The sequence below is a fragment of the Pseudomonas sp. DF5 genome (genome assembly GCF_058148225.1).
Genome location: NZ_JBYVYM010000036.1, coordinates 38,387 through 59,528, shown reverse-complemented (window position 1 = coordinate 59,528; position 21,142 = coordinate 38,387). Strand labels below are relative to the sequence as shown.

General features: G+C 55.9%; 24 protein-coding genes and 1 pseudogene. 13 read left to right on the top strand and 12 right to left on the bottom strand.

Annotated elements, in window-relative coordinates; translation table 11 throughout:
• Positions 1-50: 50 nt before the first annotated feature.
• Complete coding sequence (locus AC30D7_RS26365; protein WP_490136031.1) at positions 51-350, bottom strand: PilZ domain-containing protein; 300 nt, start codon at positions 348-350, stop codon at positions 51-53.
• A 276-nt stretch (positions 351-626) separates the two neighbouring features.
• On the opposite strand from AC30D7_RS26365, the gene rssB reads away from it, so the two are divergent.
• On the top strand, positions 627-1,808 hold the full coding sequence (gene rssB / locus AC30D7_RS26360) for a two-component system response regulator RssB (protein ID WP_038979995.1): 1,182 nt from the start codon (positions 627-629) through the stop codon (positions 1,806-1,808).
• Positions 1,808-2,290, top strand: coding sequence for an anti-sigma factor antagonist RssC (rssC, locus tag AC30D7_RS26355; protein ID WP_007935262.1), 483 nt, complete (start codon positions 1,808-1,810; stop codon positions 2,288-2,290). Before rssB ends, rssC begins: the two co-directional genes overlap by 1 nt.
• Positions 2,291-2,431: 141 nt before the next feature.
• On the opposite strand, the gene tal is transcribed toward rssC, so the two are convergent.
• Both tal and dusA read right to left on the bottom strand, forming a co-directional pair.
• The gene (gene tal / locus AC30D7_RS26350; RefSeq protein ID WP_018928139.1) at positions 2,432-3,358 is read right to left on the bottom strand and encodes a transaldolase; all 927 of its coding nucleotides are present in this window, start codon (positions 3,356-3,358) and stop codon (positions 2,432-2,434) included.
• Between the two features lie 357 nt (positions 3,359-3,715).
• On the bottom strand, positions 3,716-4,735 hold the full coding sequence (gene dusA, locus AC30D7_RS26345; RefSeq protein WP_490136030.1) for a tRNA dihydrouridine(20/20a) synthase DusA: 1,020 nt from the start codon (positions 4,733-4,735) through the stop codon (positions 3,716-3,718).
• Between the two features lie 102 nt (positions 4,736-4,837).
• Between dusA and AC30D7_RS26340 the strand changes: the two genes are divergently transcribed.
• From AC30D7_RS26340 to AC30D7_RS26330, 3 genes are all read left to right on the top strand, one after another.
• Positions 4,838-5,929 carry a site-specific integrase gene (locus tag AC30D7_RS26340; RefSeq protein WP_490136029.1) on the top strand — a complete coding sequence of 364 codons (1,092 nt, stop codon included), beginning with the start codon at positions 4,838-4,840 and terminating at the stop codon, positions 5,927-5,929.
• Between the two features lie 86 nt (positions 5,930-6,015).
• Positions 6,016-7,416, top strand: coding sequence for an AAA family ATPase (locus AC30D7_RS26335; RefSeq protein WP_490136028.1), 1,401 nt, complete (start codon positions 6,016-6,018; stop codon positions 7,414-7,416).
• Entirely contained in the window at positions 7,400-7,999 is a 600-nt protein-coding gene (locus tag AC30D7_RS26330) for an HNH endonuclease (RefSeq protein ID WP_490136033.1), read from the top strand. Before AC30D7_RS26335 ends, AC30D7_RS26330 begins: the two co-directional genes overlap by 17 nt.
• 37 nt (positions 8,000-8,036) lie before the next feature.
• On the opposite strand, the gene AC30D7_RS26325 is transcribed toward AC30D7_RS26330, so the two are convergent.
• From AC30D7_RS26325 to AC30D7_RS26290, 8 genes and pseudogenes are all read right to left on the bottom strand, one after another.
• A complete protein-coding gene (locus AC30D7_RS26325; RefSeq protein ID WP_490136027.1) occupies positions 8,037-8,306 on the bottom strand; it encodes a pyocin activator PrtN family protein in 270 nt (89 codons plus the stop codon).
• 89 nt (positions 8,307-8,395) lie between these two features.
• A pseudogene (locus AC30D7_RS26320) lies at positions 8,396-8,731 on the bottom strand (DNA cytosine methyltransferase); the annotation flags it as partial.
• Positions 8,728-9,324 carry a hypothetical protein gene (locus AC30D7_RS26315; protein ID WP_490136026.1) on the bottom strand — a complete coding sequence of 199 codons (597 nt, stop codon included), beginning with the start codon at positions 9,322-9,324 and terminating at the stop codon, positions 8,728-8,730. The gene AC30D7_RS26315 and the pseudogene AC30D7_RS26320, both read right to left, overlap by 4 nt.
• Positions 9,321-9,740 (bottom strand): hypothetical protein, encoded by a 420-nt coding sequence (locus AC30D7_RS26310; protein ID WP_490136025.1) that lies wholly within the window; start codon positions 9,738-9,740, stop codon positions 9,321-9,323. The genes AC30D7_RS26315 and AC30D7_RS26310 overlap by 4 nt, the downstream gene beginning before the upstream one ends.
• 58 nt (positions 9,741-9,798) lie before the next feature.
• Positions 9,799-10,116, bottom strand: coding sequence for a pyocin activator PrtN family protein (locus AC30D7_RS26305; RefSeq protein WP_083366740.1), 318 nt, complete (start codon positions 10,114-10,116; stop codon positions 9,799-9,801).
• 158 nt (positions 10,117-10,274) lie between these two features.
• Positions 10,275-10,559: a phage antirepressor KilAC domain-containing protein gene (locus AC30D7_RS26300; RefSeq protein WP_490136024.1), complete on the bottom strand. Its 285-nt coding sequence runs from the start codon at positions 10,557-10,559 to the stop codon at positions 10,275-10,277.
• Positions 10,560-10,569: 10 nt separating this feature from the next.
• Complete coding sequence (locus AC30D7_RS26295) at positions 10,570-11,160, bottom strand: hypothetical protein (RefSeq protein WP_490136023.1); 591 nt, start codon at positions 11,158-11,160, stop codon at positions 10,570-10,572.
• Entirely contained in the window at positions 11,157-11,333 is a 177-nt protein-coding gene (locus tag AC30D7_RS26290) for a hypothetical protein (protein ID WP_490136022.1), read from the bottom strand. Before AC30D7_RS26290 ends, AC30D7_RS26295 begins: the two co-directional genes overlap by 4 nt.
• Positions 11,334-11,432: 99 nt before the next feature.
• On the opposite strand from AC30D7_RS26290, the gene AC30D7_RS26285 reads away from it, so the two are divergent.
• Entirely contained in the window at positions 11,433-12,812 is a 1,380-nt protein-coding gene (locus tag AC30D7_RS26285; RefSeq protein WP_261991200.1) for an SIR2 family NAD-dependent protein deacylase, read from the top strand.
• 58 nt (positions 12,813-12,870) lie between these two features.
• Here the strand turns inward: AC30D7_RS26285 and AC30D7_RS26280 are convergent, their stop codons facing one another.
• Positions 12,871-13,518, bottom strand: coding sequence for a LexA family protein (locus AC30D7_RS26280; protein ID WP_490136021.1), 648 nt, complete (start codon positions 13,516-13,518; stop codon positions 12,871-12,873).
• A gap of 661 nt (positions 13,519-14,179) precedes the next feature.
• Between AC30D7_RS26280 and AC30D7_RS26275 the strand changes: the two genes are divergently transcribed.
• The 7 genes from AC30D7_RS26275 to AC30D7_RS26245 all read left to right on the top strand — a co-directional run bounded on the left by AC30D7_RS26275 (position 14,180) and on the right by AC30D7_RS26245 (position 21,142).
• Positions 14,180-14,698, top strand: a complete 519-nt coding sequence (locus tag AC30D7_RS26275; RefSeq protein ID WP_186448466.1) for a phage regulatory CII family protein — start codon at positions 14,180-14,182, stop codon at positions 14,696-14,698.
• Positions 14,691-14,915: a TraR/DksA family transcriptional regulator gene (locus AC30D7_RS26270; RefSeq protein WP_490136020.1), complete on the top strand. Its 225-nt coding sequence runs from the start codon at positions 14,691-14,693 to the stop codon at positions 14,913-14,915. The genes AC30D7_RS26275 and AC30D7_RS26270 overlap by 8 nt, the downstream gene beginning before the upstream one ends.
• Positions 14,908-17,124, top strand: a complete 2,217-nt coding sequence (locus tag AC30D7_RS26265) for a VapE domain-containing protein (protein ID WP_490136019.1) — start codon at positions 14,908-14,910, stop codon at positions 17,122-17,124. The genes AC30D7_RS26270 and AC30D7_RS26265 overlap by 8 nt, the downstream gene beginning before the upstream one ends.
• Complete coding sequence (locus AC30D7_RS26260; RefSeq protein ID WP_490136018.1) at positions 17,117-17,476, top strand: PA0613 family protein; 360 nt, start codon at positions 17,117-17,119, stop codon at positions 17,474-17,476. The genes AC30D7_RS26265 and AC30D7_RS26260 overlap by 8 nt, the downstream gene beginning before the upstream one ends.
• 525 nt (positions 17,477-18,001) lie before the next feature.
• Positions 18,002-18,346 (top strand): phage holin family protein, encoded by a 345-nt coding sequence (locus AC30D7_RS26255; protein ID WP_490136017.1) that lies wholly within the window; start codon positions 18,002-18,004, stop codon positions 18,344-18,346.
• A 167-nt stretch (positions 18,347-18,513) separates the two neighbouring features.
• A complete protein-coding gene (locus tag AC30D7_RS26250; protein ID WP_490136016.1) occupies positions 18,514-19,116 on the top strand; it encodes a terminase small subunit in 603 nt (200 codons plus the stop codon).
• 4 nt (positions 19,117-19,120) lie between these two features.
• Positions 19,121-21,142, top strand: a complete 2,022-nt coding sequence (locus AC30D7_RS26245; protein WP_490136015.1) for a phage terminase large subunit family protein — start codon at positions 19,121-19,123, stop codon at positions 21,140-21,142.

Here is a 21,142-nt window from a genome sequence, read left to right as displayed (position 1 = left end):
AGTCTGCATTTGGCCGCCTTCTTTCGTTTGGCTTGCGGGCTAAATCAGGGCTATTTCATCTTCAGGATTGTAAGCCCGAGTTTCTGGCCGCCACCGTCCTGTGCTTTCACCCACACCACTTCGGTGTCGGCCTCAAGGCCTTTGAGCGCCGCGTGATCGGAATCGATCCGCACGCTGAGCCGGTCTCCGACGCTGAATGAACGAGGCGCCTCAAGCTGCATGCCGCTGCTGGAAAGGTCGATGCAGACAGCTTGCACCTCGTCGCCTTCATGAATCAGCGACACATCGGCATCAACCCGCATGCGGATGAAATCGCGCTTTTCGCTATAGTCCCGATCGGTTTGGCTCATGGGCTCGATCCTTCCTTTGGGTTACGGTTTTGCCTGTTCTTATAACTCTCGGTGATTTGACAAGTAAAGACGTCAAGCGACCATCGGCGTGAGCTTGAAACGCCTCGCGGATGGGAGTACCGTCTGCGCCTTAGAAGGGCACCTCTGGTGGAACACTGAATAGGGCAGACGCTCGAAAACGGTGCAGCAGAGAGGCTAGAAAGCGAATCCAGTAGTGTGTGCAGGGCCAAATGCCCAGCCTGCTACGCCAACCTAATTCTGGCGCCGTTTGCCCACATGCCAAAAACCAGTGCCACGCTGCTGATAATCGATGATGACGAAGTAGTGCGCGCGAGCCTCGCGGCCTACTTGGAAGACAGTGGTTTCAGTGTCCTGCAGGCCAGCAACGGCCAGCAGGGTCTTCAGGTATTCGAGCAAGACAAGCCCGACTTGGTCATCTGCGATCTGCGCATGCCGCAGATGGGCGGACTCGAACTCATTCGCCAAGTCACCGAGCTGTCGCCGCAAACCCCGGTAATCGTGGTTTCGGGCGCCGGCGTGATGAACGATGCCGTCGAGGCCCTGCGCCTGGGCGCGGCGGACTACCTGATCAAGCCTCTCGAAGATCTCGCAGTGCTTGAGCACTCTGTGCGCCGTGCCCTGGATCGTGCGCGTCTGCTGCTGGAAAACCAGCGCTACCGCGAGAAGCTGGAAAAGGCCAACCGCGAGCTCGAAGCCAGCCTGAACCTGCTCCAGGAAGACCAGAACGCCGGTCGCCAGGTGCAGATGAACATGCTGCCGGTCAGCCCCTGGAGCATCGACGAGTTCCAGTTTGCGCACCAGATCATCCCGTCGTTGTACCTGTCGGGCGATTTCGTCGACTACTTTCGGGTCGACGAGCGTCGGGTAGCGTTCTACCTGGCGGACGTTTCCGGTCATGGCGCCTCTTCAGCCTTCGTCACCGTGCTGCTGAAGTTCATGACCACGCGCTTGCTGTTCGAATCCAAGCGCAACGGCACATTGCCGGAATTCAAGCCTTCAGAAGTCCTTGGTCATATCAACCGGGGCCTGATCAGTTGTAAGCTGGGTAAACACGTCACAATGGTCGGTGGAGTCATCGACGAGGAGACAGGTTTGTTGACCTATAGCATCGGCGGTCATCTGCCGTTGCCCGTGTTGTACACGCCAGACAGTGTTCGTTACCTGGAAGGGCGTGGTCTGCCGGTGGGCCTCTTCAATGAAGCCACCTACGAAGACCACGTACTGGAGCTGCCGCCGGTATTCAGCCTGACGCTGATGTCTGATGGCATTCTGGACCTTTTGCCAGAACCCACACTCAAAGATAAAGAAGCTGCTTTGCCTCAACGGGTCAAAGCGGCGGGCGGCAGCCTGGATGGTCTGCGCCAGGTTTTTGGATTGGCCACGCTAGGGGAGATGCCGGATGATATCGCCCTGTTGGTGTTGAGCAGGAATCTTTAATGAGTACCGGTAGAATCCAGTTCGCCGAGCAGGACGGCACCTTCGTCCTGAAGTTCGTCGGTGAAGTTCGCCTGACCTTGTGTTCGGCGTTGGATGCGACTATTGAGCGGATCTTCACTGCGTTGAACTTCAACGCCATCGTGATCGACCTGACTGAAACCCGTAGCATCGACAGCACCACCCTGGGCCTGCTGGCCAAGCTGTCGATCCTGTCGCGGCAAAAAGTCGGCCTGTTGCCGACTGTCGTCACCACCCACGAAGACATCACCCGGCTGCTGCAGTCCATGGGCTTCGAGCAAGTGTTCAACATCGTTGACCGCCCGATCCCATGCCCTGAATGCCTGACCGACCTGCCAGACCAGGACCAGTCCGAAGAAGTGGTGCGGATCAAAGTCCTCGAAGCACACAAAATCCTCATGGGCCTGAACGACTCCAACCGTGAGGCGTTTCATGACCTGGTGAACGCGCTGGAGCGTCACTGATTAATTCCCTGTGGGAGCGGGCTTGCCCGCGAAGGCGCCCTAACAATCACCACATCTTCCAGTGCTAAGCCCATTACCCGAATTCAACGCAAAAAAAGGGCGAACCCATGGTTCGCCCTTTTTGCATCCGGCTAACTCAAATCACAGCTTGGCCTGCAACAACGCCTCAAGCTTCTCCTGGTCCCGAGCAAACTGACGAATGCCCTCAGCCAGCTTCTCGGTCGCCATCGCATCCTCGTTGGACAACCAACGGAACTGCGCTTCATTCAAGCTCAGACGCGCTTCACCCGTATGCCCCGGCACCAATTTACGCTCCAGCTTGCCGGTATCCGCCGCCAGTTTCTCCAGCAGATCAGGGCTGATGGTCAACCGATCACAACCGGCCAATTGCTCGATCTGATTCAGATTACGGAAGCTGGCACCCATCACTACGGTTTTGTAGTCATTGGCCTTGTAGTAGTTGTAGATGCGCGTCACCGACTGCACGCCCGGATCATCCGCGCCGGTGTAGTCGTTGCCGGTGGCCTTCTTGTACCAGTCGTAGATACGGCCCACGAACGGCGAAATCAGGAAAACTCCAGCGTCAGCACATGCCGCCGCCTGAGCGAAAGAGAACAGCAAGGTCAGGTTGGTCTGAATGCCTTCCTTTTCCAGCTTCTCGGCAGCGCGGATGCCTTCCCAGGTCGAAGCGATCTTGATCAGCACACGGTCACGGCCAACGCCGGCTTTCTCGTACAAGTCGATCAGACGGTGCGCACGCTTCAATACGGCGTCAGTGTCGAACGACAGGCGCGCATCCACTTCAGTGGAAATACGGCCAGGAATCACCTTCAGAATCTCTTGTCCTACCGCCACACCAAAACGGTCACTGGCCAGGCCCACATCGCCCTTGCAGTCGCTGACGCAAGCGTTCAGCAACTCGGCATAACCGGGAATGGCCGCCGCTTTGAGCAGCAGGGAAGGGTTGGTGGTGGCGTCCACGGGTTTAACGCGAGCGATTGCTTCGAAGTCGCCAGTGTCGGCAACCACGGTGGTCATTTGTTTGAGTTGTTCCAGCTTGGAAGTCATGGGCGTGCTCTGTCCTATGGGTCTAATGACATTACCCGAGCGCTGACAGCCACTCAAGGGTGCATGTGCGTATCGAAGGCCCCAGTGGCAACATCCTGGAAACGGATGTTTGAAAGGCGGGGCGTGGTCTCGGTAAATACGATGCTGAAATGGAGGGCAGGTTCAATGGAGGTGACGGTTAGCGTGCTGAGCAGGCCTGGGTCATGTCCTCAATGCTTACCGATTTGACCAGCTTGCGAATTAGACCTTTGAGCGCTCGGGCCGAACAAGTGACGGCCGCCATTTCAAAGCGGCCATTTTCTAACGAGACAGAGTGCGGACACCGGCGCGTGAAGCCTACAAGTGAGCGATGAGGGATTAACGTCCCTCCAACAACTCTGCCGCCTGATCCAGCAACGCCAACGGCTCTTTAGCCTTGTGAATATCCACCGACAACAACTGCCGAAACTTGCGCGCCCCCGGAAACCCGGTGCCCAGCCCCAGCACATGCCGAGTGATGTGATGCATCGCGCCACCCGCCAGCAAATGCTCGGCAATATAAGGCCGCAACTGCGCCAACGCCTCGGCCCGAGTGATCACCGGCGCTGTGCTGCCGAACAGCTGCTGATCCACCTCAGCCATCACATAAGGATTGTGATACGCCTCACGGCCCAGCATCACACCGTCGAACGTCTGCAAGTGCTCGTGACAGGCCTCGAGCGTCTTGATCCCGCCGTTGAGAATAATCTCCAGCTCCGGAAAATCCGCTTTCAACCGCGCTGCCACGTCATAGCGCAAAGGCGGGATGTCGCGGTTCTCCTTCGGCGACAACCCCTCCAGAATCGCAATCCGCGCATGCACCGTAAAACTCGTGCATCCGGCATCCCGAACCGTGCCGACGAAATCACACAACTGCTCGTAACTGTCCCGCCCATTAATCCCGATCCGATGCTTCACCGTCACCGGAATCGACACCGCATCACGCATCGCCTTCACACAATCGGCCACCAACTGCGGATGCCCCATCAGGCACGCACCGATCATATTGTTCTGCACCCGATCACTCGGGCAGCCGACATTCAGGTTTACCTCGTCGTAACCGTGGTCCTGGGCCATGCGGGCGCAGGCGGCCAGGTCCAAAGGCACACTGCCGCCGAGCTGCAGGGCGAGCGGGTGTTCGGCTTCGTTGTGACGCAGGAAGCGCTCGTGATCGCCGTTGAGGAGCGCGCCGGTGGTGACCATTTCGGTGTAGAGCAGGGCGTGCTTGGAGAGCAGGCGCAGGAAGAAGCGGCAGTGGCGATCTGTCCAATCCATCATCGGCGCCACACTGAAGCGGCGAGACGGCTCGGAACGGGTAGGGCTAGTATTTACGGGCGCTTCAGCTTTTTCGAAATTCATTGATACTGATCTTTTATACAGCGGTTTTTACCCATTTTTCCTTGTTTTTCGAAGTCGGTTGCTACAATGTAGCAAGCGAATTCGGCAATGTAGCAACTGGAAATGGGCACGATCACATCACGCAAGCGCAAGGACAACTCGACGGCCTACACGGCGCAGATACGGATCAATCGGGACGGGCGCACAGTTTATCAGGAAAGCCAAACCTTCGACCGCAAGCAGGTCGCTCAGGCGTGGATCAAGCGGCGTGAGACCGAGTTGGCCGAGCCTGGTGCCATCGAGCGGGCGAACCGCAAGGGAGTGACGATCAGAAAGATGATCGAGCAATACCTTGATGAGTACGAAAAGATCCGGCCGCTGGGTAAGACAAAGAACGCAACACTCAATGCGATCAAGGACACTTGGTTGGGGGACCTCGACGACTCGGCGTTGACCAGTCAGAAGCTGGTTGAGTTCGCGCAATGGCGAATGAGTAAAGAAGGCGGCGGCGTTCAGGCGCAGACGGTCGGCAATGATCTGTCGCACTTGGGCGCGGTGCTGTCAGTGGCGCGGCCTGCGTGGGGCTATGAGGTAGATCCGCTAGCGATGCCTGACGCACGCAAGGTATTGCGTAAGCTGGGCATGGTAAGCAAGAGCAAGGAACGCAACCGCCGGCCGACGCTCGCTGAGTTGGACAAGCTAATGGCGCACTTCTTTGAAATGCAGGAGCGTCGTAAGGCTCAGATCGACATGCCGAAGGTGATCGCCTTTGCGCTTTTCTCAACGCGCCGGCAGGAAGAAATTACGCGGATCCGCTGGGATGATCTCGACGAGTCGCGGCAAGCTGTCCTAGTGCGAGATATGAAAAACCCCGGGCAGAAGATCGGCAATGACGTGTGGTGTCATCTGCCAGATGAGGCTTGGGCGATTTTGCAGAGCATGCCAAAGGTTGAGCGGGAGATCTTCCCTTACAACGCGAAGTCGGTGTCGGCCTCATTCACGCGGGCGTGCCCGATGCTCGGCATCGAGGATCTGCATTTCCATGACCTGCGGCATGAAGGAGTAAGCCGTCTGTTTGAGATGGACTGGGACATTCCGAGGGTGTCGAGTGTTTCTGGTCACAGAGATTGGAACTCACTCCGTAGATACACCCATTTGAAAGGTAGGGGCGACGTGTACCAATCCTGGCGTTGGCTTCCAGATGTGTTGAATTAGCTCATTTGTGTATTGATGTCCCGTCGTGATTGCAAAATGGCATCTACGTCAATACCCTAGAGCCATATCATGGAGGCTTGAGCGAAATGGCTAGGGTGAATGGTGTTTCACATGACGGGTATTTGATAGAGCTAGTTAAGTCTGACCATCTGTACGATGACTCGAATATTTTCTCAGTGATAGTTGGAAAAAATGGCGTTGGTAAAAGCAGGTTATTAGCAGACATTGCAAAAGACCAGTCGATAGAATATGCGTACCTCCTTGATCTCGATGACGGAGATCTGATTTTTTCCAATCGGATAGGTGAGGACAAAGATTCGAAAGTTATCGCAATATCAACCAGTCCATTCGATAAATTTCCAAGCCCTAGAAAACGTTTAGGTCAGGATGTGAGCAGCAACTACAGATATGTAGGGATGCGCGGCGAGGGAATGTATCAACCCTCTTCAGCTGTTTCGCTGATAGCCTCAGCTGCAAAAGGATTGATAGATAAATTATTGGCTCGACAAAGTAATCACAACTTACTGTCTGTATTTGATTCCTTGAATTTTCGCCCAATTGTTGAGTTTGTATTTAAGCCTGGTTATATAAGAGCGGCGAAGAAATACGACGAATACGATCCTCATCGAATAGGCGACGCTAGTCTGGCAATAGACTTGAAATGTCTTGACCATGATTATGGTATTCAGATTGATGAGCGCTATTTTCCGATACTCGAGGCTCTGCCATTTTCAACGCGGCAAAAGGTGTTCAATGCTGCAAAGAGGGTGCATGGTTTATTTACCAAGCGAAAGGCTGTTGAGCTGACGGTAAATTTCTCCGGTGGTTCTGCATCGTTGGATGGTCAGTTTGCGAATGATGAATACATAGAGTCAATGTTGGTTTTATTGAACGCGGGGTTGATGCGCCTTATCGACCTTAAGCTTGAAAAAATCGGCTACGGTGAAATGTCTCTGAAACGGGCTAGTTCGGGAGAGCAGTGTCTGTTGGTTTTAATGTTGGGTATTGCGGGGCATATAACGGATGGCTCGACTATTCTGATTGATGAACCTGAGATTAGTTTGCATCCTCGATGGCAAGAGCAGTTTATGATGCTGCTCACTACATCCTTCTCTGCGTATAGAAAATGTCATTTTATTGTTGCTACGCATTCGCCGCAGATTATAGCTAGGCTAAGGGGGGATGGGTGTTTCATAACTTCTCTCTCGAAGAGGGAAGTATATGATGCTGAGGAGTTTTACAATCGATCAGCAGACTATCAACTCGCCGAGCTTTTTGATGCTCCAGGTATAATGAATGAGTATATTTCACGTCTTGCTTTCAATTTGCTAGCTAGGGTGAAGGCAAATAAATGCGTTGACTATGAGTCGGTCGCGGATCTGCAAAGATTAAAAGAGCTCGATAAGCAGGTTGAAGCTAATGATCCTGTAAAAGAACTTATTAACTCCGTTGTAGATTTGTGTGAAAGCTATGCCGATAGTAAATGAGCCTGTAGTTTTAAGTGAAAACTCATTGGCGATTATTAGGGCCAAGACTAGTGAGCCTGATTATTGTCATGCGAAATGGAATGATCCAGATCTGGAGTCAGTCAGATGTGAAATCAGAGATCATTACCGAAATGTGCAGCGTTTGATTTGTGTGTATTGTCAGGGGGCGGTGTCAATGCGTTCGGCTTTTGGAGCCCCAGTTGAACATATAGTTCCGAAATCTCAACATTTAGGGTTTATGTTTGAACCAAAAAATCTTTGTGTAGTATGTCCTGATTGTAATGAGTATAAGGGGAAGCGGGAAGTGTTGGTTGAGCCAGTGATGGTTGCCAGTCGCGTGAATTACCCGGATAATCCTATGGCTTTTAGGATTATGCATCCTCATTATGACGAGTATGAGGATAATATTATGAGGCATAACAGGATTTATCTCGAATGCTCAGATAAGGGCGGCTACACAATTTATATATGTAATCTTAATAGGTTTTTTAGAAAGTTTGGTCGCTGTGACGAGTTTGTAAATGATGCTGAGTTGGTGGAAAAATCTGAACGCTTTTATGATGAAGGGCGTGTTGAGCTGTAATTATAACCCGGTCAAATTGACCGGGTTATAATTTGAATTAAAGGTTTTTTCCAAGTAGTTTTGATTGTTCATTGACTGCCTGTTGTCGTTGGCGGTCAATATAGTTTGCTAGGTCGATCAAATGAATCCCTAGTCCTGCTTTCTGACTGCGAGCGCCTAAACGTACTACAGGGATGTCTATCTCTCCTGTCAGTTGTTTGTGCTTGAATTTTTCGACTGTGAGATTCATGTAGTCGGTGCATACGCGAGTTAATGGGATTACAGCCAGTCCGTCATATTGGGCCATGAGTAGGAACAAGGTATTCATAGATGCACCGTTTTTGTCGACGCACTTAGCGCAATGGCTACCGGTTGCACCCAGATCGAAACATTACTGAGCATGAATGTCTCGCCTGTCTCCGAAAGCAGCAGCGTCATCCCGAACACGGCTTCTGGATCTTCGTTGCCGGCAGCGCGGCGCAGATCTTCGGCGGTGGCCTCCTTCCATGCGGAGGGCGGCTCCTGGTCGTGGAATGCAGTGAACTGCTCGCGGGTGAGCAGATCCATCAACGTCCCTGATACACCTGTCATCATTTGGAAGTCGCGCAGGCCGGCTGGGTCGACGTCGACACCTCCCAGGCATTGCCATTCGGCTTGGATAGAACCCAAGGCAGGCTTGGAATCACTAAAGCCTGCGGCACCACTGCCCAGCCCGCAGCACATGTTGAAGTGTTTGAAAGTGCGCTTGATCACGGGCGAGCTCCTTTGGCTTGCTGGCCAACGAGTGCGGCGTGGTTCCACGCTCTGCGCTTCCATGCTGCGAAGCCAGCCCAGTACGCGTAATGCTCACGGGCGAACGAGTCGGATGTCTTCGCGCCTGGTGCGGTGAAGTACGTGCCTTGCTGGGCGCAGTACTGCAGGCCTTCAGGGGGCGAGAACTCTTTCTCGAACTCAACCCGCTCGTCGATCTGCATCTCGTCGACGGATTTCTGTGGTGGGCTGTCAGAGTGCGTATACCCCACAGCAGGCTGCGCGCGCGGGCGATTCTGAGCGATTAGCGTTGCATTGGGTGTGGCTGCCTCGCGCAGCCTTTTGTGGGGTTTAAGCGACTCGATGGTGCTGCTGGAAGAGGCAATAATGCCTGCTGCTTCGCAGCAGAGACTGTTTGTTTCTAGTGTGTCGACGCTGGCTTTTTCGCAGAGCAAAGCGGTCGTGGATTTGTTGTTTTGCTCGTCCTTTTGCATGCCGCTTTCCTCCGAGGTTCGATTGCGCGTTGGTTCTTCTGCCGCTAGTGGGGCGTGAGCCGGGTTGCGGTGGGGGCTGGATTGATTGCTGATCCGGATCATGCGACGTTCTCCTGATCGGCTGGCTCTAGCAGAGCGGCGATGGCAAGCGCTTGCTCGCGCAGGGTACGGGTTTCGCGTTCGAGTTTTTTACCCGTGCGAAAGGCGGCAAACGTCTCGGCGGCAACCCGGAGCTTTTCGGCGATATCGATTAATGTCTGGCGTTCGGTTTCCCCGAGTGCCAACGCTTGCTGAAGGCGCTTACTGAATTGCGCCAGGTGGGCATGGTCAGCCTTGATGAAGTCGAGGGATGCTTTCAATTCGCGAATGGTCTTGGCGCTTTCGGCGCGTTGGATGGCATCGCTTTCTTTCATGCCCGTGGACTTGCCGTCGGTATGCCCCATGAGATAGCCGGCCCAGACTAGTAGTCCGGCCAAGGCGATCAAGGCGATAAGTGCGCAGATCTGAATAGCAGTCATGTGGTGTGCTCCTGGTGATGCCACAGGCTGGTGGTGGCAGCCGTTCGGTGTGTGGGTATTACTCGTTGGTGTCGTCCTGCTGTCGCTGCATGTCTTCGTCGGCCTTGTAGGCACGGATGTCGATCAGTGAGGCGACGTGCCGGATGTGGGCGTACTTCGGTGCCTTGCGGCTGGTGTCCAGCGTAGTGATGGGGAGCTGGATGCGGCCGCTGCTGATCTCGGCCACGAACGATTGCTCGTTGAGGTTGCGGAAGTACTGCTCGCGCACTTTGTCGAGCGGGATTAGGACGTCGCCGAAAATGCGGTAGAGCAGTTCGACGGTGGCTGACTCCGGCGCCGGGTGTAGGCGGAGTGGGTTTTGTGCTGTGTTACTCATGGCTTTGTTGGGCCTCCTTGCGTTGTATTCTGGCTGGGTGGTTCCAAGCGTTCAGGCAGTGGGTTTTGGTCAGCTCGCGCAGATGTTCGGGCACTTCGAGGAGCGCCGCGTTGCGCTCCTCTAGTGTCCGCATGGCAATGATCTGGCGGGCGTATTCCCTAGGCCACGTCACGGTTGTCTGCCGGAATGGCAGGCAGGTCGATGCCCAGCTGTTCGGCGAGCCAGCGGATACCGAGTTGCTTCACCCGGGTGGACTGGCTGTATTGCATGCCGAGTTGGTCGTGGTACCACTGGCCGTCCTTGACTCGCAGATAGTCGCGATCACGGTTTGGGTAGGCCGGTAGGTTGCGTTCGTTGAGCAGGCCTTTTTCCCGCATGCGAGCGATGAGCTTGGGGCGTGTCAGGCCGAGTTGGGTTGCGGCTTGGGCGAGGGTGCGTTCCATGGCGTCCCCCTCATGCCGCGTGCGCGGCTGGGGTTGCCGCTACAGCAAGATGGTTGATGGATTCGCTCACCTTGCCGTAGATCTCGACATCGCTGCCGTACACGGTGAAGCACCGGGTGTGTGGGCTTTTGTTGCCGATGCTCAGGATGGTGGTGACACCCGAGCGCGATTGAGTACGGTGAAGCGCGACAACTAGGGGATAGTCGAAGCCCATGTCGAGGTTCAGCACGCCTCCGGTGCGTACCAGCTCGAACACTCGTTGCTTGTCCGATACTTCAAAGCGGCCGTATTCGCGGCTGGCGTGCGATCGCTGCACCAGATCGCTGGAGTTGCTCGTGTCGAACGGGCCATTGGCGATTTCTTCGATGAAGTCGGCCAGCTTAAGGTGCATCTTCTTGTCGTTCTGCAGCGTCAGCGTGTGGCGTTCGCTGCCCAACTCGACGACGAAGGTGCTTTCCGTTGTGCCACGTTCAGCCCTGAGGCGAAACGCCAGGCACTCGCGCTTGGGCGCTGTCCGGAGTACATGGTTGAAGGTCTCGCTCAGGTTGACTTGGGCATTGAGCAACTGCAGGGTGCGGTTGTCGATTTTGAACTTGATCATGCCGCGTGCCCTCCGCCGTTCGGATCGAATTTTTCGGGGGCGGTACTTGCTTTCTGCTTCGGTTTGGTGGGGACGAACGAGCAGCCGCTCTCGCGGGCAAGGCGACGGATTTCGAAAGTTCGGAAGGGGTCGGCAGCGGTCGGATGGACGTGCAGGGTTGCTGTGGTGTGCATGGTGTTGCCTCGCTCTGTGGTGGAAGAGTGAGGAAAAATTAACCCTAAAGGTTATTTTCGTCAATAAAAATATCCTTGTAGGTATTTCTCGCTTTGATCATGTCGATGATCGGTGATGGCAAAAGAGAATCATTGGTTGCTAAGATTGAGGTCTCACATTTCAACTACGGAGCGGTTCAGGTGAGTGAGTTTTTTGAAATTGCGTATGCAGCAGCCTCTAAACGACTGTGTTTTTTTACTGGAACGGGATTTTCTAAAGCAGTAACTGCCAACCAAGCACCGAGTTGGCAAGAACTATTGGAGGTGGCTTGTGATGCGACTTTAAATCCTGAGCCGCTTAAACAAGCATTGTTCCCAAAGGATGGACCTAATCCATTGAGTTTAGAGGAGGCAGCTCAAGTAATTGCTCTCGAACTCTCAAAGGTTGATAAAGATATTCATAATGAGATTGCAGCGGAAATCAGTAAATTATCACTGATGGGTGATAATTCAATAATTGCCAGTTTTTTGATGTCTAACTTCGTAGATGTTGTGACTACCAATTATGACAATCTTGTTGAGGTCTTGTCGGGTAATGGATGTCACTCTTTGACCCCGGGGATTCCAGTTCCGCGCTCAGACGCTAGAGTAAAGGTTTATCACGTCCACGGGTCTATTGTTAGTCCTCAAAATATGGTGGTTACGTCTGAGGATTATTTTAAATTTATTAACGGTGAATCGTATTTCTCTAGGAAACTAAGTACGGTGCTTCATGAGAATACAGTGGTGATTCTCGGTTATTCATTAGGGGATACAAATCTCAAGGCGATCATTAATGAGTATCGAGGTTTCTCCAAAAGTCATGTTATTGGTTCTAACATATTTTTTGTGTCACGATCTCTTGTGAGTCAATACGTTAAGGATTACTACCATCACTGCTATGGGATACGCGTATTAGACGGTATGCAGGTCCATGAGTTTTTCCAGCGTCTTAGCTATCACATGCCCGCTGCAACGGCATGTGCGCTACCATCATTGAGTAATATCAGAGATATTTTGCAATTTGGAAAAGTTTATACACCTCACTATTTGCAGTCGGAAAACTCATTTTACGAGATAGTGTCATCTTTTTCCGCGGTTGGTGTCAGCATAAATCATCAGACTGTAGTGGAATGTATAGGTAAAATAATTCAAACAAAACTCGAATTGACATCGGTGAATGGTGCGTGGGAGCAATATCATCAGATGGCAAAGTGGTTGGTATATCTGGGGAGTATATTGGAGATTAAAGGTACTTCAATTGAAGGTACTTATCTTTCGGCAGTGAAGTCTTCTATGAGTAGTATGCGAAGTGGGTACTATCTTGGGTATTCATGGGATGCTTATAAGTGTTGGTACTCCAAATGGAATAGCTTGATCTCCTCCAATAGATCAATGATTAAAAAATTCATACACCAAAATTTGCCTTGGCCTGATGCTCATACTGTTGTTGATCAGTAGAGCGCCCATGCGGCGAATATTAGTATTCGCCGCATGGCAATCAGAGATTGATACGCTGTTACAGGTCTGAGATTTTCCACCTGGCCCTGCCACAAATAACCCACTCCTCTGTCATCCGTATTATCCGTTCAGGCCAGTCGGGATTTAGTGCATACAGGTAACGTTCGCCACCTTCTTGTTTTAATTGTTTAAGTGTTGCAGCTTGATCCCTTGTCCTCTTTGCCGCGACAAAGTGGCCAGGTAGCGCCTCCAGGGAAGGATCAATCACGATTTTATCGCCCTCCGTGAATTTTGGCTCCATGCTCATACCTTCAACACGAAGGATGAAAGCTCGAGGGCCTACGGGGCCCGGTGCGTCTATCCATTCTTCAGCATCACTTGGGTCAAAATTTACGTGAGTCTCGCACCAAGCCCCGGCTGCGATCGATCCCATTACTGGAAGCTTGCGACCTGTATGACAGAGTACAGTTGCGTTGTTGAACTCACCGATGCCGTACGGCATATCGAGATACCCATCGTGTAGATGAAGAGCCTTTTCAATCTCACGAGCAATCTGGTCGCCAATACCCTTCGTCGGGTTCTTGCCCCCGAAAGCACTCACTTGGGCTGGTGCCTTACCTAATCGGTCGGCAACGTCCGTCAGGCGGAGTCCTTGCTCAGCAATGACTCTGCGGAAATTCTGTAGGCGGGTATCTGAGATTTTCATCAGGCGATTCTGGCCGGATTAACCTTGCGGGTGAATGTCTCTTCGGGTATTGCAAAAAATAACCTTAAAGGTTAATTTGTTCCTCGGAGGTATTTTATGAAGCTACGAGACTACATAACCGATTTAGATTTACGAGGGCTTGAGGCATACGCCACGCGCTGTCGTATCGCTGTTAGTTATCTGCGTCTACACGTCAAATATGCGAGCAAAGATCCTAGTGTTTCGTTGATCAAAGCGTTGGCTCGTGAGAGTGAAGGCCGGGTTTCGTTAAGCGAAGTTCTTGAGCATTTCGGCGTCACAGAGACCGCTACATTGGTCAAAGCAGCATAGCTAGAAAAAAGGCGACCCAAAGGTCGCCCAGTTCCTCCCGGCACGCACCACCACAGCGCTGTCGGGTCGCAATAAAGATAGGCGGGCACACCACATGCAACCACCTCCCTTTATCGCGCTTTTCCAAGGCTCGGAAGCCTTGGTGTTGCTGCCTTTTCCACCACAGATTGGGCAGCTGTTGCGCCAGGGGTGAGCAACGGATTGCTCGCCCCGGCACGGTGCCGGTGTCGATCCCGAAGATCTAGCCGGCGTTTGGGCCCTTTCAAGCCACGCGGCAAATGTATCACCACTGCATGTCGCGCGGCACTGGCAACTTACAAGGATTAATGCCATGAGCCGTATCATTCTGAGCTCTCTAGACCGGGCGCAGCGGGAAGTTCTGCCGCTCGACCTCGCGCTTTACCATGCCGCACGGGACTACCCCGGCGGCGCCGCTGCCATCGCCGCCACCACCGGCCGGAATGCGACCACGCTGCAACACAAGCTTTCCCCAACCCACCCAAGCCACACGGTGAACATTCAAGAGTTCGGGGAGATTCTGGAGCTGACCAAGGATCGCCGCATTCTGGATGCGGTACATGCGTTGGTCGGTGACACGACTTGGCAGGAGCTAGCCGAGGCTTACACCAATGACATGCCCGAGACGTTGACCACCGGTATCGCGGACTACTTCCGGCAGGTGGCGGATCTGGCGGATACATGGGCCAAGAGCATCGGTGACGGTGTCGTTACTGACGAGGAACTGGCTGCGATTCGCCTGCAGGTGTTTCGTGGGATTCAGGGGCTGTTGGGGATGTTCAACCGCGCCACGTATGTCAACCAGACGACGCGGGGTGTTGATCGTGGCTGATATCGCTGACTTCGCTAATGACCTGGTGCAAGAGCGCATCGATCAGGCGCTCGCTGCACGCAACGCTGCCAAGCCTGCCTTGGTGGCGCATTCGTTTCTGTTCTGCGAAACGTGCGATGACCCGATCCCTGAGGCCCGTCGTTTGGCGCAGCCCGGCTGCACGCAGTGCGTGGGGTGCCTTTCTCTCGCGGAACAGAAGGGGGCCCACCATGCTTGATGAGGTGTTGGGGCAATTCGCCGATTACGGGCTTGAGCCTGCGCAGCCATTGGTGTTCGGCAAGCTGACGCGGTGCAAGACGGCGCAGGACAAGGGCAAGGAAAAAAACGGTTGGTACATCGCCCATGAGCATCGCACGGAGAAGGGCGAAACGCTGATTTTCGGCGCGTTCGGTGATTGGCGTTCGGGTGAGTCGCAGAAGATCAAGGTCAAGGCCGGGCGCATGTCGCCGGAAGAGCGTGAGGTTATGCGCGCTCGGCAGGAGGAGGCAAAGCGCCGGGCTGCCGAGATCGCGGCCAGTGCGGCACGTCGTGCTGCGAAGCGGGCAGCGGGCATGTTCAAGCGTATGCCGGAGAAGGGCCGCAGCGATTATCTGGATCGCAAGCAGATCGTCGGTATCGGTGTTCGGTATGCGCCTCGCACTGGCGCGTTTCTGGTACCGATGAGCAACGTGCGTGACGAGATTGTCGGCCTGCAGGTGGTGTATCCAACCAAGCAGGAAGACACCGGCCGCGACAAGACCTATTGGCCTTACGGTATGTCGAAGGAGGGCGCCTTTCACCTCATCGGGCCGCATCCGGATCCGGGGGAGCCAGTGCTGGTGTGTGAGGGCTACGCCACCGGCGCCAGCCTGCAGATGGCGACTTCGCTGACTGTGGCCATCGCGTTTGATGCGGGCAACCTGTTGGTGGTCTGCAAGGCCATGCGCGAGCGGTTCGCTGGCTGCCCGCTGATCATCTGCCGTGACGATGACTGGAAGACCACGAAGCCGAACGGTGATGCTTGGAACCCCGGTGAGGAGAAGGCCAACAACGCGGCCCTGATCGTCGGTGGTCAGGTGGTCGCGCCGATCTTTTCTGGTGAGCGGGAGATCAAATGGACCGACTTCAACGACCTGCACGTCGCCGAAGGTCTGGACACGGTGCGCCGTCAGGTGCTGGCCGTGGTCAAGCCACCAGCCGCTGGTGGCTGGAAAGATCTTCTGGCTCGTAGCGAAAGTGGGGCATTGATTGCGCACATGCAGAACGTCGAGCTGATCCTGGCCAATGACGAACGCTGGGCTGGGGTGATCAGCTACAGCGCTTTCAGCTCGAAGATCGTGAAGCTGCGTGCGGCACCGTATGGCGGCGGCACGGGCGATTGGGCGGACATCGATGACGTGCGGGTGATGAAGTGGCTCGCGCAGCAGTACAACCTGCGGGTGAAGGCGTCGCATGTGATCGAGGCGGTCAGTGTGGTCGCGCATGACCATGCGTTTCATCCGGTGCGGCAGTATCTGCGCAAGCTCGAATGGGACCGTGTGCCGCGTCTGGAGAGCTGGCTCACAGACGTCATGGGCGTGAAGGCCACCGATTACTCGTCCAAGGTGGGTAAGCGCTGGATGTTGTCGGCCGTGGCGCGGGTGATGAAGCCTGGCTGCAAGGCTGACTCGGTGATGATCCTCGAGGGCGCGCAAGGCGCTGGTAAGTCGACAGCGATGAGCATCCTCGGCGGCGAGTGGTTCATGGATACGCCGTTCGCCCTCGGCGACAAGGACGGGTTTCAGGCGATCCGGGGCAAGTGGATCGTCGAGCTGGGCGAGCTGGACAGCTTCAACAAGGCAGAGAGCACCAAGGCCAAGCAGTTTTTCTCTGCATCCACTGACACCTACCGCGAGAGCTACGGCCGTCGCACGATGGACGTGCCGCGTCAGTGCGTGTTCGTGGGCACGACGAACCAGGACGAGTACCTCAAGGACGCGACCGGTAACCGCCGGTATTGGCCGGTGGCGTGTACCAAGGTGGATCTGGAGTTGTTGCGCTCGATCCGCGATCAGCTCTGGGCTGAGGCGGTGTTCTGCTACGACGCGGGCGACCTCTGGTGGGTGACATTGGATGAAGCGGAGATGTTCGGCGAAGAGCAGGATGAGCGCTTTGTGGTGGACGAGTGGGAAGGGCCGATTCTGACCTGGCTGGAAGAGTCGCAGATCGGCGAAACCACTACCGGCAGCGATGTGCTGACCAGTGCGTTGAAGTTGGACTACGGGCATTGGGGCAAGCCGGAGCAGATGCGGGTCGGGGCGATCATGCATCGGTTGGGGTGGCGGCGTGTCCGGTTGCCGCCGTTGGTGAAGAGTGGTCAGCGGCCTTGGGCTTACAAGAAGCCGGCAGGGTGGGGTGGGGCTTCGGCATTGAAGCGGGAACCAATTGAGGAGCCTTGCTTTGATTAAGGAAGTCGACTCGCTGCTCAGACTGTGGGCTCAGGAGCTGCATTCCGAACATTCGAAAGGGGGGCTTGCTGGGGGGAACATGGTTGCCATGATGATGGAGAGTAATGGGCAACTGATCCGTGGGCGGCGGGCCTTTCGTGCGCCGCTGGAGAGTTCTCTCGACATTGAGCTGATCGTGAACAAGCATCTTGTGCCCGAGCTGGTGACGGTTGTGCGGGAGCATTACTGCACGCTCGACGTTGATATGCGCTTGCGGTATGCCCATTGCGGTTGCGGCCGTGACACGTACTACCAGCGCTTGCATGACGCTCACCTGCAGATCCTCGGCGTGATGATGGGGAAGGCTGCGTGACCCCAGGCATTCATCCGGCTGTTGTTGTCCCACTGGCTCGTCTTGTCCCGCTGCGCTTTGATGCAGTGGGACAGGTGCGGGCCTTGTCGTTGTTGGGCTGTCCCACCGTCCCGCTACAAACTGCCTTCCGCCCGTGTAAGCGTAGCGGGCAGCAGTACGCGCGTTTCACGCGCATGCGTGTTCTTTAAATTCTTCCTTTACACGAGAAAGGAGAAAAATAAGTAGGACAGTGGGGCGAAGCCCGAATTTAGGCGCTCTCAGGCGTCCCACTTCGACGCTGAATGGTGGGACATATGGGACACCGCCGAAATAGCAGAATGCCGTTGTGAGATATTCGCCGACATTCGCTAGGCGTTCACCCGGTGTTACCCACTTATTCGCCGGGTGGCATTAAACCGGGGTTGCTGCCACCGGAATCGACCTGTAAAAAGTAGTCATCTTCGATAGGTGCGACCGCAAAGAGCGGCAGGCACCACACCACCAAACCCGGCCATTGCGCCGGGTTTTTGCGTTTAGAGGTTAGCGATGACAAACGAGCAACAAGCGCTGGCAGAGATGCCGATTTGGTTAGTGATCGTCCTGGCCCTGGTCGGTGGCGTATCGGGGGAGATGTGGCGAGCCGATAAAGACGGGGCGCGGGGTTGGGCGTTGTTGCGACGCCTCGCGCTGCGGTCCGGCGCCTGTATCGTCTGCGGCGTGTCGGCGATGATGCTGATGATCGCCGCCGGCATGTCGATCTGGACAGCGGGTAGCTTGGGCTGTCTGACCGCGATGGCCGGTGCCGATGTTGCCATTGGCCTCTACGAACGCTGGGCTGCCAAGCGGCTGGGCGTTTCCGAAGTGCCACCCGCCAGTGGCGAACAGGGGTGATGCACCGTTCCGGGGCGCCGAAAATCGCCGGGGACCCTGGGGTTATCCGAGGGGTACGGGGTCGGAAACCCGCGGGATCGTGTTAGCGGCAGGGTTGCCAGCTTACTGAAATTCAATCCATTGAAAATTGAAAGGTTCCATTGAAAAGCCGTTGAAAAGGAGGGCTTATGACAGAACCAATGTACCTGTCAAAGAGTGCCTTCGCGGCTCGGATTGGCAGGGCGCCCAGCTACATCACCTGGTTGAAAAACAACGACCGTCTGGTGCTGACCGCCGATGGAAAACAGGTCGACGTGCTGGCCAGCGAAGCGTTGATTCGCGACACCGCTGACCCCAGCAAGGCCGCTGTTGCTGATCGGCACCACCAAGACCGGCTTCAGCGTGACGTGTACAGCCAGCTATCCAGTCAGGTCGAACCGACTTCAATGGCTGCGCCGCCGCCTGCGATCACCCCTGCGGGACAGTTGCCCGACTTCCAGAAGGCCCGGGCACTGCGCGAGCATAACCTGGCCCAGCTCGCCGAGATCGAATTGCACAAGGCCAAAGGCTCGCTGGTCGCGATGTCGGCGGTGCAGACCGGCGCCTACAACGCCGGCCGCATGCTGCGCGATCAATTGCTGGGCATGCCTCCGCAGCTGGCTCCCGAACTAGCCTCCATGACCGACCCTTGGGAAATTGAAAAGCACCTCACCGCGGCGATCCGTCGCTCGCTGGAAGACGCCGAACGCATGTCTTCAGCGGACCTTGAACACGCACTGACCACGAGTTAAGCCCATGCCCACGGATATTCCTGACGGTGCAGAGGTGTACCGCGAGGCGTATTTCCGTGGGCTACGGCCCGACCCGGACGTCTGGATCGATCAGTGGGCCGATGAGTACATGCGGATTCCGCGTGATACCGGCGCCGCTGAGCCGGGCCAGTACCGCACTTCGCGCACACCGTATGCCCGCGAGCCCATGCGTTGTCTGTCGCCGGCTCACCCTTGTAAGCGCGTGATCACCATGGTCGCGTCGCAGCTGATGAAAACCCAGATCGGTCTGAACTGGATCGGCGGCCTGATGCACATGGCGCCGTCGAACATCCTGGCGCTGCTGCCAAGCCTCGGCCTGGCCAAGCGGGTGTCGTCGCGGATCGGCAAAACGATCAAGGCCACGCCGGTGCTGCGGGAGAGAGTAGCTGCCAACCGCTCGCGGGATTCGCGTAACACCATGGACACCAAGGAGTTCGAGGGCGGTACGTTGTACGTCACCACCGCCGGCTCGGCAGCCAACCTCTCGGAGCTGTCGGCGCGCTACGTGTACGGCGACGAGATCGATCGTTGGGAAGTGGACATCGGCGAGGAGGGCGACCCCATTGAGCTGGCGGAGACCCGGGGCAGCACCTTCGGCCGCAACGCGAAGTTCTACTTCTCAAGCTCACCGACGATCAAAGGCGCCTCGCGGATCTCCGACCTGTTCGACGGCAGCGACCAGCGTCATTACTACGTGCCATGTCCGACCTGCGGGCACATGCAGACTCTGGAGTGGGAGCGACTGCATTACTCACAGGACTTCAGCGTGGTGCACTACCAATGCGCCGGGCCTGACTGTGACGTGCTGATCGAGGAGTACCACAAGGGCGAGATGCTCGCTAACGGCGAGTGGCGTGCCCATGCCGAGGGTGACGATGAGACGGTCGGCTTCCACCTCAACGCGCTGTACTCGCCGCTGGGCTGGATGGACTGGAAGTCACTGGCCAAGCAGTTCGAAAAGGCCAAGAAGGCCCAAGCCAAAGGTGATCTGGAGCCGATGCAGGTGTTTTACAACACCCGTCTGGCGAAGGTCTGGGACGCCGCTCAGGAGCAAACCAAAGCCGATGTGCTGAGACAACGGGCGAGGTTGGAAGGCTTCAGCCTCGGCTCGATGCCGGCAGCGGTGCTGATGATCACCGGTGCCGTCGACGTTCAGGCCAACCGCCTGGAGTTCATGGCGATGGGCTGGGGTGTCGGCATGGAGCGCTGGGTCATCGACTACCAAGTGGTGTCGGGCGATCCCGCCGATGAACGCACCTGGGCCGCGCTGGACGAATTGCTCAAGGCCAAATATCGCCATCCCTGCGGTGTCGGCCTGGGCATTCTCGCGGTGGCCGTCGACTCTGGTGGTCACCACACCGATGAGGTCTACCAGTTCTGCCGGGTGCGTCGCTGGCGCAACGTGTTCGCCATCAAGGGGGCGAGCAAGCCTGGCAAGCCAGTGATCGCACAGCGACCGTCGATGGTGGACGTGACGTGGAAAGGGCAAACCGAACGCAACGGCGCGGAGCTGTGGTTCGTCGGTACCGATACGGCCAAGGACTGGATCTACAACCGTTACCCGTTCGAGTCGGGACCGGGTGCATTGCACTTTGCCAGTGACCTGCCGGACGACTTCTTTGACCAGTGTGTCGCTGAGCGCAAGGTCGCCCGCTACATCCGGGGCCACAAACGCATCGAATGGGTCAAGGGCAAGGCTGAGCGTAACGAAGCGCTCGACCTGATGGTGTACTGCCTGGCCATGGCGCACTACCTGGGTCTTAACCGCTACAAGGAACACGACTGGGAGCGGGTGCGTCAGGCCTTGGCGCAGTCAGGACTGTTCGACGAAGCATTGGGCATCAAGCCCGTGCAAGGCGAACGCGTCAGTAACCCGCTGCCAGCAGTCCCCGTTGCCGCCCCCCAACCGGCACCGCAACCCGCTGCCCCGGTCGTGCAATCGCGACCGGCAGCACCGCCACCTCAACGCCGCAGCTCCAGCAGCGGTTACCTGAAGAGACGCTGA